The following is a 12,264-nucleotide window of genomic DNA, read 5'->3' on the forward strand; positions in this document are numbered from 1 at the left end:
CCGCTGATCCTCGACCGCCGCACCAAGAACCTCATCGGCGTGCGGTACCTCGGCGAACGCGCCGTCATCCGGCCGCTGACCGCCCACTTCGCCGACGTCCTCGACAACCTGCGCAAACTCTCCGAGGGCGATGTGGCAGCCCTCTCCTCGGACCGCGAGGGCCGGCGCTGGATCGTCTCCTTCACCCACGACCGTGACCCCGGCGTCACCCACTTCTACGACCACACCACCGGCGACAGCCGCGTCCTGTTCCGCCCCTACCCCCACCTCGACCCGGCCGCCCTCGCGCCGATGACCCCCGTCACGATCCGCGCACGAGACGGCCTCGAACTTCCCTCCTACCTCACCCTGCCGCTCAACAGGGAGCCGGCCGCACTGCCCATGGTGCTCCAGGTACACGGCGGACCCTGGCACCGCGACAGCTGGGGCTTCGACCCCACCGCGCAACTCCTCGCCAACCGGGGATACGCGGTCCTCCAAGTGAACTACCGGGGCTCCACCGGATACGGCAAGAGCTTCCTCAAGGCCGGTATCGGCGAACTCTCCGGCGCGATGCACGACGACCTCGTCGACGCCGTCGGCTGGGCCGTCGAGCAGGGCTACGCGGACCCGGCGCGCGTCGCCGTCTTCGGCGGCTCCTACGGCGGGTACGCAGCCCTCGTCGGAGTCTCCTTCACGCCCGGCCTCTTCGCCGCCGCCGTCGACTTCTGCGGGCCCTCCAACCTGGTCACCACCCTGCGTAACATGCCGGACTTCGCCAAGCCGTACCTCACCAACAACTGGCACCTCTACGCGGGCGACCCCGAGAACCCCGCGCAGGAAGCTGATCTCTGGGCCCGCTCACCGCTCAGCCGGGTGGCCGACATCCGCACCCCGCTGCTGGTCGTCCAGGGCGCCAACGACGCCCGCGTACTCAAGTCGGAGTCCGACCAGATCGTCGAGGCTCTCCGCAACCGCGGCATCGACGTCGAGTACCTGGTGAAGGACGACGAAGGGCACAGCTTCGTCAACCCGGAGAACAACATCGCCATGTACCACGCGGCCGACCACTTCCTGGCCCGCCATCTCCGGGACAGCAAGCACACGTGACCGCAACGAACGGCAGCCACGGCAGCAGGGCTGCACGCACCGCGCCCAACGGTCCTGTGCGGCCCGGCGGCGCGCGTCCTGCCACGGGACAAGCCCTCGTGATCCGCCACGACAGACGAGCCCGCTGCGACAAAGCCCTGGTCACGTCCGTCCGCCTACTCTGTTCCCCACCGACGCTGAGAACACCCCCTGGTGCTCCCGTGATGGAAGACGGAGGACGGCGAGATTGCCTGAAGGTGTGGCGGGGGCACCGAGCGGACGGGGACACTACGGGTTCTCGACGAAGCCGGGCGGAGGCAGTGATGAGCCCCGAACCCGATGATGCGCAGATTCCGCCCGGGACCACCTCCGACTGTCCCCGCGCCGATTCATCCAACGGCAGGCCCGAGCGGCGCTGGACGATCCCGGCGACGTCCGGTGCATGCTCCCGACCGGACCCAGACCCTACGAGCGCCGGACGCCGTACCCCACGGCAACACCCACGCCGCCCACTTCTGCCGGATGAGGAGTCGCGTCAGGCGTACTCCGGCCACACAGCAGGGCTTTGGCCCAGCTGCGGTGGTTCACCCGTACGCGGACAGGCCGCACGGGTGAACCGGAGGCGCCGGGGTCAACTCGCGGGGCAGTCGGTGTCCTTGTCCGGGCGCTCGCCCGAGACGAGGTAGTTGGTGACGATGTCGTTGGCACACTTGTTGTCGAGGAACAGGTATGCCAGGTGCCCGCCCTGGTCGGCCGTCACCATGCGAGCGCGGTCCCCGAGCGCCGTGCGCGTCTCGCGGGCGCTGTGCAGTGGTGTCGCGGGGTCCCGGCGGTTCTGGAGCAGCAGGATGTTGGACGGGCCGCTGTCGGTGATCTTCACCGGCTTCTCGGTCGGCTTCGACGGCCAGAACGCGCAGGGAGTGATATCGGAGCCGGCGGCCCCGAACTTCGGGTACGCCTTGCGGTCCTGCTCGACGTTCCGGGCGTAGACCGAGACGTCCGCAGGCCAGTCGGAGTCGTTGCAGATGACGTGCATCTGGCTGGCGAGATAGTTGTCGGCAGGCACGCCGGCCGGGTCGGCGGTTGAGCCCTGGCCCGCGTCCGACTTCGGCTTGGGGACCGGTTCGCCGGTGTTCAGCGCCTTCCAGATCTCGGCGAGTTCCGGCAGTTTGCTGTCGTAGTAGAAGCGGTCGAAGGTGACCTGCCGGAACACCGCGCCCGTGTAGCCCTCCGGGCTGGGCTTCTTGTCCAGCTTCGCGGCGATGTCGAAGTAGGTCTTCTCCACCTCTTCAGGCGTCCTGCCCAGGCCGTACTTCGCGTTCCGGGCGGCGGCGAACTTCGCGAAGTCGGGAAAGCGGTCCTCGAAGCCCGGCCCGAAGTTGCGGGCGAACGAGGCGTCCCAGCCGCTGGGTCCGGTCACGCTGTCGAGGAAGACCCGGTCTGTGGTCTTGGGAAACATCGTCGTGTAGACGGAGCCGAGGTAGGTGCCGTAGGAGATGCCGAAGTAGGAGGCCTTGGTCTCGTCGAGAGCCTCGCGCACCTTGTCGAGATCGCGGGCGGTGTTGGCCGTGGTGATGTACGGGAGGATGTCGGCCGTCTTGGAGGCCCCGCACTTCCTCGCGACCCCTTCGACGCGCTTTGCCTCCGTCGCCACGTCCGCCGCGTTCCGGGCGTAAGCGGGAATATTGCTCGGATGGTCCGTCAGCTTCAGTCCGCAGGTCACCGGCGTGCTGCGCCCGACGCCCCGGGGGTCCATCCCGATGATGTCGTAGCTGTCCAGGACGGACTTGGGCAGACCCAGCTTGCGCAGGGTGGCGGGCATGGAGAGGGTTTCTCCGCCGGGTCCGCCGCTGTTGGTGAGGAGCACGCCACGGCGCTTGTCCGGGTTCTTGCTCGCGAGCCGGGAGACGGCGATCTCGATCGTCTTCCCTTCCGGCTTCTCGTAGTCGAGGGGAACCTCAAGCCTGGTGCATTCGACTCCTGCCGCAGCGGCCCCTTCGGGACACTTCTTCCAGGACAGCTTCTCTTCATCGGCCCCGACTGACGAACATGCTGTTGACAGCGTTGTCATCAAGCCGATGGCGAGGGCTATTACAACGGGCTTTCGCACAGGCGAACCTTTCGTGGTGATCTGCGGCGCCGAACAGAGTGGCGATGGGCGACGTTCTGCGGCGCCCATGGAGCCGGGGGTGGTGTCGGACGGCACTGATTCGTTGTCACTTAATGACACCATGTCGCTGAGTGACGCGAAAGTCAATGTGCCGGACGGGCGCGGCCCCGTATGCGCGCGAGGAGGCGGCCGACGCTGCGTGGCTGCATGGGCTCGGCCTCGCGGGCGCGATCCAGGCCTACGCCAGGTCGGCGTCGACCGACACAGGGCCGCGCGGGAACCTGTTCGTCCTTTCGCGGACACCCGTACGGCAACGAACGGCCCGAGCGGCACCGAGCGGTGCGGGCGCGCCGCGCAGCCCGTTTCGGAGGTCCTGCCGCTGCTGCGCCGGGCCGCGGACGAAGCACTGCTGGGGTTCACCGACGCGGATCTGCGGGAGCGGGCGGAGGCGATCCGGTCCGGCGCACGGTACGTGCTCCGTGCCCGCGTCACGTAGAGGTCCCGGGAGGCGGGGTGGGGGCGGGCGAGATGCGACTCGCCACGCCCCCGCTCGGGTCGAACAGCAGTCCCTGGGCTGACTCCAGCCTCGACAGCCTGGCCGATGTGGCCCCGTGATTGCGGTCAGCGGCAGTCGTTGAGCCAGTGCCCCGGGATCAGGTCACGGACGCGGTCGAGGTCTTCTGCCAGCCGGCGCCGGCTGTTCGCGCGGCTGGCCGCACTACGCGGAAGCTGAGATTCCCCTCACTCGGTCGAGTCGTCCTGGCGGGGGCAGTGCGGCGGATTCGTTGACAAACTTATGGATGCGGTACGAGCGGGTGGCATGGGGATGTGATAGCCGTCGGCGCAATCCGGGGGCGAGACCGGTGATTTCGGGGTGTTCGCTCGCACCGCCAGTTCCCGCTGACCGATTCTGACCGGCGGCGCGGTGATCGCCGTACACCGGCGGCGGGCGGACGATGATCCCGTCCGGACATCCGGACGGAGCTGACATCCCCGCTCCGGACCATCGAACGAGGCCCCAGGAATTCCCCCGGATTCATGGGGCCTCACGCATGTCCGCTTCCGACCGGCGCCCGCAACTCCGGACGTCGGTCGGTTCAGTGCCTTCTTGGAGCCGCATGGGGCGATCAACTTGCTGACCGACCCCGACGAGCACCGGGCGCGCCTGTTGTCGCTCATCCCTCGTGACGCACGTTTGGAGGATCCCCGAAGCGATGCGCTCATAGCGGAGGGCGGACCGGCGTGGGAATTGTGGGAACGCCTGGCCGGTACCAACCAGTACCCCGGCAAGCCCGACGGCAGCGGTCCGGTTGTCGCTCTTCGAGCGACCGAAGGCAGACCACTCCTTCCGGGCAGCGCTGGTCGGGGCCCTGCGGGCGGACAACGGGGCCTTCTACGATCAGTTGGTCCGTCTCCGCAACACGGCGGGGATCGGTGAGGACATCGACATCCTGCGTGTGTTCGACGTCATCGCCTGGATGCATCAAGGACGGCAGGGACAGGTTCCGACGAGCTGAGCTCCCGGGTGAAGTGCGGCGGGGAGGTGTAGGCGGAGCTCACCGAGCTGCCAGCCTGATCGGCTGCCCCCACACCTGATCTGCTTCCGATGACGTCCCACGCGAAGCGCGTGGCGATGGTGGAGCCTGCTGGGAAGGGTGCCCGACACTTAGTCCTGGCATGAGGCCGACCAGGTCACGTCTATGCAGGGAGCACCTCGGCATCAACCGGTGGGCGGTCGGCGGTACATGTCGGCCAGGCGGAAGGCCAGGTCGGCTCCGCTCGGAGAAGGCCGGGACGCCGTTCACGGGCGTCGTGGTGAGTGCGTCGATCCAGTCGAACGTCATCGTGTCGGCCCCGTGGCCGGGCTGGCATGGTACGGCCGTGGAGGTTCCGATGTATGGTCCGCAGATCGATGAGCACTCGGGCTCCACTGACCTGGGGTGTTGGTGCTGGTGAGCATTCACGGCTGCGGACGTCGTTGCCTGATCATGGGCAAAAGCCCTCTGTGAAACCTTTTGCGTGGTGACGCGCGGTAGTGCTCGCTGTCGTACGTACCCGGGCGCGCGCGGGTGTGAGTGTGGTTGGAAACGGCTCCTCCGGTGTGGCGGCCAGCAGGTCGCACGCATGACGGACCGCTGGAGTTCTGAGGGGGAAGGGGAGCTTCAAGTGTCGCGATGATCGCCGGTTTGGGTAACCGGCAACCATCGCCTGTGTTGCGGCGGCCGAGGACCAGGGTTCTCGGCCTGGGGCGCCGCCTTGTGCGGATGGTGTCGTGGCCCCGGTGGTCTGCTTCCAGAGGTCGCGGACCGTCGCTGTGCCGTTGAGGGCTCGCCGCAGGTCCCGCGCTGGCCGAGCAATGGTCTCCGGGCGGACCCGTGGTGACGGGACCGGTCAGCTGTGATTGGGTGGCTCGCGAGTTCCTGCGGGGAGCAGGGGAGAGAAGGCGAGTCGGTGGGCGTGGTGGAGTATCCCGAGGGGGTGCGGGCTGACGGGCTGCCGGCGGTGTTGTCCGACACCGAGCGACTGGCCGTGCTGGAGGCCAGCGGCATGATCGGAAGCGCCCCGGAGCAGGTGTTCGATGACCTGACCAGGTTGGCGGTTTCGGTCACGGGTTCAGCGATCTCCGCCATCACGTTTGTGGGAGAGGCGCGGACCTACTGGAAGTCGGTGCCGCACCTGCCGTATGGCGGGCTCGAACACTGGCAGAACGGGGTGGGGGAGAGCTTCTGTTACCTCGCCGTCGGGGCGAACGGCCCGTTCATCGTGGAGGACGCAGCGAAGGATCCCCGCACCGCTGGGCATCAGGCGATAGGGCCGTGGGGGGTCGGGGCCTGGGCCGGGTTCCCGATCGTCACCACCGACGGGCATGCCATCGGGACCATGTGTGTGATCGACGCGAGCCCCCGCAAATGGCAACCGCAGGAACTGGAGACACTCGCCGTTCTGGCCCGGGCGGTGAGCAACGAGATCAACCTGCGGATCTCGCTGAACAGCGCGCAGAGCGCCCTGGCCACAGCCCAGAGTGCGCTGGCCACCTCACAGGACCTTGCTCGTAGCCTCCAGGAAAGCCTGCTGCCCCCCGTCCTACGGCCGGTGCCCGGGATGGACGCCTCGGCCCGCTACCTGGCTGCCACCGGTGACATCGAGGTCGTCGGTGACTTCTACGACCTCTTCAACGCCCGCGGACCGTGGTGGACGGCCGTGCTGGGAGACGTCTGCGGCAAGGGCATCGAAGCGGCGAAGGTGACCGCCTTGGCCCGCTACACCCTGCGCGCGGACGCCGGGGAGCACCTCTCGCCCGCCGAGGTACTGGATCGGCTGAACGCCGCCATGCTCGCCCAGCGCGCTCCGCGCTTCCTCACCGCCGTGCAGGCGACCTTCCGTACGACCCCCGCCGGGGCGGCTGGGCGGCTCTGCCTGGCCGGGCATCCCCCGGCCCTCATCCGTCGGGCCAACGGCCGCGTCCAGCCGGCCGGAGTCCCCGGCACATTCCTCGGGGTCATGCCCACCGTCCGCCTCACCGATGTACGGTTCCGCCTCGCACCGGGCGACCTGCTGTTCCTCTACACCGACGGCGCCTGCGAAGCACGCCCGAACCCCCGCAACTCCCTGCCTCTCCGGCCGATCTTCGACGAGGAGGCCCTCGCCGGCGCCCTGGCCGACACCCGCGGCATGGATGCGGCGGCCACCAACGCCTACATCGCCGAAGTTCTGGCCGGCCACCACGGCGGCTGGGCCAGCGACGACACCGCTCTCCTCTCCCTGCGAGTGCCCCCGAACCCCTGATCCCCGAACGGGCAGACGTCCAGCAGTGCCCCTTCCGGCGCAAGAAGTACATGAACCGCGCCACAACGGACAGAAGGCACATGACATGCAGGAACGCCGACTCGATGATCTGCTCGTCCGGATCACCGGGCACACCCGTCCGAACGCATGCGTCCTGGCCCTGCTCGGCAGTGCCGGAGCGTGGAACCTCGCCGCCCAGGAGCAGGCGTTCCACGACGCCGGCGCAACGGGGCGCCCGCTCGTGGTCGACCTCAGCGGCTTGGACTTCGGCGACGAAGTCTTTCTCGGCCTCCTGCTCCACGCGCACTCTTCCCCCCGCGGGCTCGTCCTGATCAGCCCCGCCACCGGCAGCTTCGCCCGACGCCTGCACCGTACGGGCGTCGAGGAACTCTTCAACACGCAGAAGACACTGCCTCTCGCCCTGGCCCAGCTGCCCGGCTGAAAAGAGCCGCTCGGGACTGTTACTGCCCGTGGTGGTTGCCCAGGGGATGGCGGATCTTCTACTACTGAACGTTACCGCTGTCCATGATCACGCGGAGATACTCACGGAGTCGCGGAACCTGCATCCGCTGTAGGGAGCGCGGCTTCATGAGTAGCGGATCCTGCGGTAACGCCGATTTCCGCGCACGATGAGCACTGCACGCGTCGGTTGCCGGGCTTCAGGCGGCAGTAACTATAGGTCGTGGCTCGAAGCGCAGCTCGCCGAGCAGATCTCCGGCGCACCCTCCTGAGTAACAGATTGTCGCGCCTTCAGGTGATCCGGCCGGTGGCTGAGACGGCGACCTGCAGTGATGTAGGGACAGTTGTTGGCTCCACTGTGAGCTGGGAACAGATCAGCCCTGGCGGCCCGTGCCGGGGCTGATGTCTTCTCCAGGCACCGCCAGTGGTCGGCGGTCTTGCGTGCGGGGGGTACGGGGCAGCTGGTCTGCCGCTCGGATGTGGTGGTGCATGGTGGCGGCGTCGGCGTCCAGTCCTCGGTCGGTGTAGATGGAGGCGGCCTCCTGCCAGCGGCCGATCGCCTCGTTCACGCGTCCGAGGTGGAGCAGCGAGGTGGCGAGGACGGCGAGGGGCCAGGCGAGCGTCTCGTCGTGGCTGCCGAGGGACGCGCGGCCGAGTGCGATGGCGCGTCGGCAGTGAACGATAGCCGTGTCGTGGTCGCCGATGCCCTGCCAGCCTCTGGCGATGGTCGCGAGTGCGCATGCCTCGCCGTCGGTGTCGCCGAGCCGGTGGCGCAGCGTCGCGCTGTGTGTGCCGTGGTCGATGGCCTGCCGGTGGTTGCCGAGATCGGCGTGGAGTTCGGCGAGGTTGCCTTCCGCGACGGCTTCCCACCGTCCGGTGTCGAAGCCCCTGCTGAGTACCCGCACCTCTTCGAAGTGGTTCAGTGCTTCGGGGAACCGGGTCTGCCGACGCAGCAGCCGGCCCAGTTCGGTGCGGGCGGCGATCTGGATGTGGATGTTGCCGGCGTCCTGGGCGAGTGCGCAGGCGCGGGTGAGATCTGGTTCCGCGTCAGGATGTTGCAGGTGCGCCAGTGCTTCTCCGCGGGCGAGCAGGGCGTTGGCTTCGTGCTCGGTATGGCCGGATCGCTGTGCCGCGTGCAGGCCTGCGGTGGCGGTGTCGATGCGCTCCTCCCAGCCTCCCATGAGTTGGAGGAAGCCGAGTGCGTCGATGAGGTGCAGGGCGTGGCGGTCCATGGTGTGGTCGACTGCGTGGTGCAGGGCGGCGACCAGGTTGGCTCGTTCGGCGGTGAACCAGGCCCAAGCGTGGTCACGGTCGGCCACGGGGTGGGGATGGGCGGGTTCGGCGGGGTCCGTCACGACGCGCGTGCAGGTGGGGTAGAGCTGGCGGTCGGCGGTGTGGGCGGTGTGGCTGTACCAGGTGAGCAGGGCGTCGAGGGCTTTGCGGCGTTCGTTCTCGGTGTCATGTTCACCGGCCAACTCGTTCGCGTAGGCGCGTAGTAGGTCGTGGAATCGGTATCGGTCGTGCGTGACCGGTTCGATGAGGTGAGCGTCGGCCAGTGCGTTGAGCAGTTGCCGTGTCTCGCGGGGTGGCAGGTGTGCGAGGGCCGCCGCGGCGGGTGTGGAGATGTCCGGGCCGGGGTGCAGGCCGAGGTGTCGGAACAAGTTCGCCTGCGGCGGGGTGAGTTGTTCGTAGGACCAGTCGAGTACGTTGCGGACCGCGGCGTAGGGATCTTGGCCCCAGCTCAGTGCGTTGAGTCTGGAGTCCTCGTGGGCGAGTTCGGCGGCGATGTCGGCGACGGAGGCGTGCTCGTAGGCGGCTGCGCGCCCGGCGGCGATCCGCAGCGCCAGCGGCAGGCGTGCGCACAGCCGGATGAGGTTCTCGACCGAGGCTGGTTCCGCTTGGGCCCGGGTGGGGCCGATGATGCCGACGACCAGGCTCAGGGCTTCGGCCGGGGAGAGCACGTCGAGGGTGAGCCGGTGCGCGGCTTCGGTGACTACCAGGCCGGTCAGGCTGTCGCGGCTGGTCACCAGCACCATGCAGCCGGGTGCTCCGGGCAGCAGCGGCCGGACCTGCTCGGCGCTGTCGGCGTTGTCCAACACGATCAGCATGCGCCGTCCCGCCGCGAGCGAGCGGAAGAGTCCCGACCGGGCGCCGGTCCCGGCGGGTACCGCCGCCGGGTGTACGCCGAGCGCGACCAGGAAGTCGTCGAGTACCTCGTCCGGGCTCGCGGGCTTGCCGGGACCATAACCGCGCAGGTTGGTGTGGAGTGTGCCGTCCGGGAACCGGTTCTGGACGCGGTGGGCCCAGTGCACCGCGAACGTCGTTTTGCCCACTCCGCCTGATCCGTCGAGTGCGGAGATCACCACGGCCTGCCCGCCGGTCGGCGGTAACAGGGTGTCGAGTGCGGCCAGGTGATCGGCGCGGCCGGTGAAGTCGCGGATCGTCTGCGGCAGTTGCCTCGGTACCGGCGGGGCGACGTTCCAAGACCGCCTCGGGGCGGGCACGACGCCGACGGGCCGGGCCCGGTTGTCCGGACGGGGGCGGGGTTCACCGCGCAGGATCTGCTCGTGCAAGCGTTGTACGTCGGGTCCGGGGCCGACTCCGAGTTCTTCGGCAAGGTGGGCTCTGAGGCGGTGGAAGACGTGCAGCGCGTCCGCGCGTCGGCCACAGCGGTCCAGCGCCGTCATCAGCTGCGCGTGCAGCCCTTCGCGCAGTGGATGGTCGTGGACGAGATCCGCCAGGTCGTCGGCGGCCTCCTGATGCTCGCCGAGTTCCAGCCTCCATCCTGCGGACAGCTCCAGCGCGCTGAGCCGCTGCTCGTCCAGCCGTGCGGCGGATCTGGTCAATGCCGCGGTGCCCAGTCCGTCGAGCGCGGTCCCACGCCAGAGGTTCAGTGCCGTCCGGATCCCCCCGACTGCCCGCTCCAGCCTTCCCTGGGCGGCGTGGCGGCGGCTGTCGGCGACTCCGGCGGCGAACCGGAGCGAGTCGAGATCCTGTTCACCGATACGGATCAGGTAGCCGGGGTCCTCGGTGCGGATGAGCCGCTGCTCGGTGTCGCCCAGCCGTTCACGCAGTGCCGAGACGGAGTTTCGCAGCTGCTTGACGGCGGTGGCGGGTGGCTCGTCGTCCCAGGTCATCTCGGTGAGCCTGGGCAGCGGCACCACCGAGTTCGGTGCCAGCAACAACGCGGCCAGCACCCGCTGCCGACGCGCTCCGGGTATCGGCATCCGTTCCTGGCCGGTCCAGACCTCAAGCGCGCCGAGTACACGAAAGTCCATCCCCCGAACTTCCCCCATCACCGAAAGCGACCCAATCGGAGCATAGCGTTCACGGGCATGTCCACTCAACGCCGATGGTGACGCGGTGATGACGCCGTGGGGACGGCACGCGAGACGGTGATCGCAGTCGGCACCCGCTCCCGCCGGCCGGGGCCGGGCGTCGTCCGTGTCCCGCACAGTCCGGGCAAGGGACAGGGGGACTTCTGCGTGAGCGGCATCAACCGGGTGGGCGAGGGCAACGTGTCCGCCGTCCACCACCAGGAAACCGAGGAAGGAAAACAATGAGAAAAACCATCGCCAGTCTGTTCTCCGCGGCCGTCGCCGCCACATTCCTGGCAACGGCACCAGGAGCGCATGCGGCACCCGCGACGGCAAGCGCGATCGATCCCGCAGGTGCCCAGGCTTCGGACAGGTACACGTTCTACTGCGGGGCAGCAAACGTATGGACGAAGTGCAGCCATTCGGCGGGTGAATTTCCTGGCGTGGCCGAATGGGAGGGTGTCGGTGGCGTCTCCCCGAGTGCTCACATCCTGGTCAACAATCACGCGTCCGGAGGGGAAGCCTGTCGCATCATCGTCAACGGGGGCCGCTTCGACGTGAGGTACATCGACCCCACGTACAACAGCTGGACATGGCTGGGCAACACCGGGCCTAACCCTGTGGTCCAACTCGAATGCATCCGCCGGAGCCAGAGCGGCGACGCGGGAATCGGGGGCTACATCCAGTTCAACTACTAGCCCGTCCCTTTCCCGGGCATGGCGGCCGTTGAGCCGGAAACGCGAAGGTGCCTTTCTGATCTGGGACGACGAATCCTGTTGAGGGATTCCCTCAGCTCAAGCGGAAGGGCACCTTCTGCGTGCACGTGCAACACCCACGGCTGTCCTGCTGTGCTCCACCACCATGCCTGCGCACCGTGGGAGTTCAGTCGGTGATGGACGAGGCGGTGGCCAGCCGGACGAGGACGCTGGCGGCGTTCGCCCTGACGGTCGGGAGTGATGCCGCAGTCGCGGACTCGATGGGGCTGAACGAACGCGAGGTGCGCGTCGCGCCGCGGGCCCCCGCTACCCGGGATCGTCGACTTCTTCGAAGAGGGCGCCGCCACGGGCAAGGGGGTCCTGGAGCTCATCGGCACGGACATCGCCGCGTTCTGCGACGATCTGATCAAGGACTCACGCACCTACGCGGATGTCTGTCAGGGGCCCATCGGCGGGGAATCCGGCACGGCCGAGAAGTAGCACCCGTCGCCTTGCACCAGTCGATTTAGCCCGCCCGCGCGGTTCGTTCGCCTCGGTACAGCGCGCATAGATACGGGCCGACCGGCCACCAGATGCCGCCGCAGATCCTGCCCACCGAGGTGGTCGAATAAGATCGCCGCCGAGGCTCAAGCGGCTCATCCCGGGCCGGCACATCCGGCTCCGCTTCACCGACCCGGTCGCGTACCAGTCCGCCGCTGACGTCCTGCGCGAAACCACCCGGGACGACGAGGCGCTGTCGCTGTCCATCCCCAGCGACGGCAGTCAGCGCGAACTGCGCTCCATTCTCCGGCCAATACCATTGTGGCGC

Annotated in this window: 9 protein-coding genes and 2 pseudogenes; 9 read left to right on the forward strand and 2 right to left on the reverse strand. The window is 68.4% G+C overall.

Annotated features, from left to right (window positions below):
- The coding region (locus HET64_RS04395) for a S9 family peptidase (RefSeq protein WP_215102499.1) at positions 1–1,089 on the forward strand (1,089 nt) is incomplete at its 5' end.
- A gap of 610 nt (positions 1,090–1,699) precedes the next feature.
- On the opposite strand, the gene HET64_RS04400 is transcribed toward HET64_RS04395, so the two are convergent.
- Complete coding sequence (locus HET64_RS04400) at positions 1,700–3,139, reverse strand: alpha/beta hydrolase (RefSeq protein WP_251144761.1); 1,440 nt, start codon at positions 3,137–3,139, stop codon at positions 1,700–1,702.
- A 1,171-nt stretch (positions 3,140–4,310) separates the two neighbouring features.
- Between HET64_RS04400 and HET64_RS38685 the strand changes: the two genes are divergently transcribed.
- The 4 genes from HET64_RS38685 to HET64_RS04410 all read left to right on the forward strand — a co-directional run bounded on the left by HET64_RS38685 (position 4,311) and on the right by HET64_RS04410 (position 7,406).
- The gene (locus tag HET64_RS38685) at positions 4,311–4,616 is read left to right on the forward strand and encodes a hypothetical protein (RefSeq protein ID WP_374105535.1); all 306 of its coding nucleotides are present in this window, start codon (positions 4,311–4,313) and stop codon (positions 4,614–4,616) included.
- Positions 4,549–4,695 carry a DUF6308 family protein gene (locus HET64_RS39985; RefSeq protein WP_374105536.1) on the forward strand — a complete coding sequence of 49 codons (147 nt, stop codon included), beginning with the start codon at positions 4,549–4,551 and terminating at the stop codon, positions 4,693–4,695. The genes HET64_RS38685 and HET64_RS39985 overlap by 68 nt, the downstream gene beginning before the upstream one ends.
- A gap of 934 nt (positions 4,696–5,629) precedes the next feature.
- Positions 5,630–6,964 (forward strand): GAF domain-containing SpoIIE family protein phosphatase, encoded by a 1,335-nt coding sequence (locus HET64_RS04405; RefSeq protein ID WP_215102503.1) that lies wholly within the window; start codon positions 5,630–5,632, stop codon positions 6,962–6,964.
- An 85-nt stretch (positions 6,965–7,049) separates the two neighbouring features.
- Positions 7,050–7,406: an STAS domain-containing protein gene (locus HET64_RS04410; protein ID WP_215102505.1), complete on the forward strand. Its 357-nt coding sequence runs from the start codon at positions 7,050–7,052 to the stop codon at positions 7,404–7,406.
- 391 nt (positions 7,407–7,797) lie between these two features.
- On the opposite strand, the gene HET64_RS04415 is transcribed toward HET64_RS04410, so the two are convergent.
- On the reverse strand, positions 7,798–10,701 hold the full coding sequence (locus HET64_RS04415) for a BTAD domain-containing putative transcriptional regulator (RefSeq protein WP_215102507.1): 2,904 nt from the start codon (positions 10,699–10,701) through the stop codon (positions 7,798–7,800).
- Between the two features lie 96 nt (positions 10,702–10,797).
- Here HET64_RS04415 and HET64_RS04420 point away from each other — a divergent pair, with 96 nt between their 5' ends.
- The 4 genes and pseudogenes from HET64_RS04420 to HET64_RS38690 all read left to right on the forward strand — a co-directional run.
- Complete coding sequence (locus tag HET64_RS04420; RefSeq protein WP_215102509.1) at positions 10,798–10,986, forward strand: hypothetical protein; 189 nt, start codon at positions 10,798–10,800, stop codon at positions 10,984–10,986.
- A complete protein-coding gene (locus tag HET64_RS04425; protein WP_215102511.1) occupies positions 10,983–11,438 on the forward strand; it encodes a hypothetical protein in 456 nt (151 codons plus the stop codon). The genes HET64_RS04420 and HET64_RS04425 overlap by 4 nt, the downstream gene beginning before the upstream one ends.
- A gap of 315 nt (positions 11,439–11,753) precedes the next feature.
- Positions 11,754–11,936: pseudogene (locus HET64_RS04430) on the forward strand (DUF1048 domain-containing protein); the annotation flags it as partial.
- Positions 11,937–12,081: 145 nt separating this feature from the next.
- Positions 12,082–12,243 (forward strand): annotated as a pseudogene (locus tag HET64_RS38690) (ABC transporter); the annotation flags it as partial.
- Between the last annotated feature and the right edge of the window lie 21 nt (positions 12,244–12,264).

The sequence above is a fragment of the Streptomyces sp. McG3 genome (genome assembly GCF_018619185.1).
Lineage (GTDB): Bacteria > Actinomycetota > Actinomycetes > Streptomycetales > Streptomycetaceae > Streptomyces.

Bases quoted from the DNA above. Each gene is read 5' to 3' on its own strand.
- HET64_RS04425 (WP_215102511.1), top strand. From the start codon at position 10,983: ATGAGAAAAACCATCGCCAGTCTGTTCTCCGCGGCCGTCGCCGCCACA.
- HET64_RS04410 (WP_215102505.1), top strand. From the start codon at position 7,050: ATGCAGGAACGCCGACTCGATGATCTGCTCGTCCGGATCACCGGGCAC.
- HET64_RS04400 (WP_251144761.1), bottom strand. From the start codon at position 3,139: ATGACAACGCTGTCAACAGCATGTTCGTCAGTCGGGGCCGATGAAGAG.
- HET64_RS04415 (WP_215102507.1), bottom strand. From the start codon at position 10,701: ATGGACTTTCGTGTACTCGGCGCGCTTGAGGTCTGGACCGGCCAGGAA.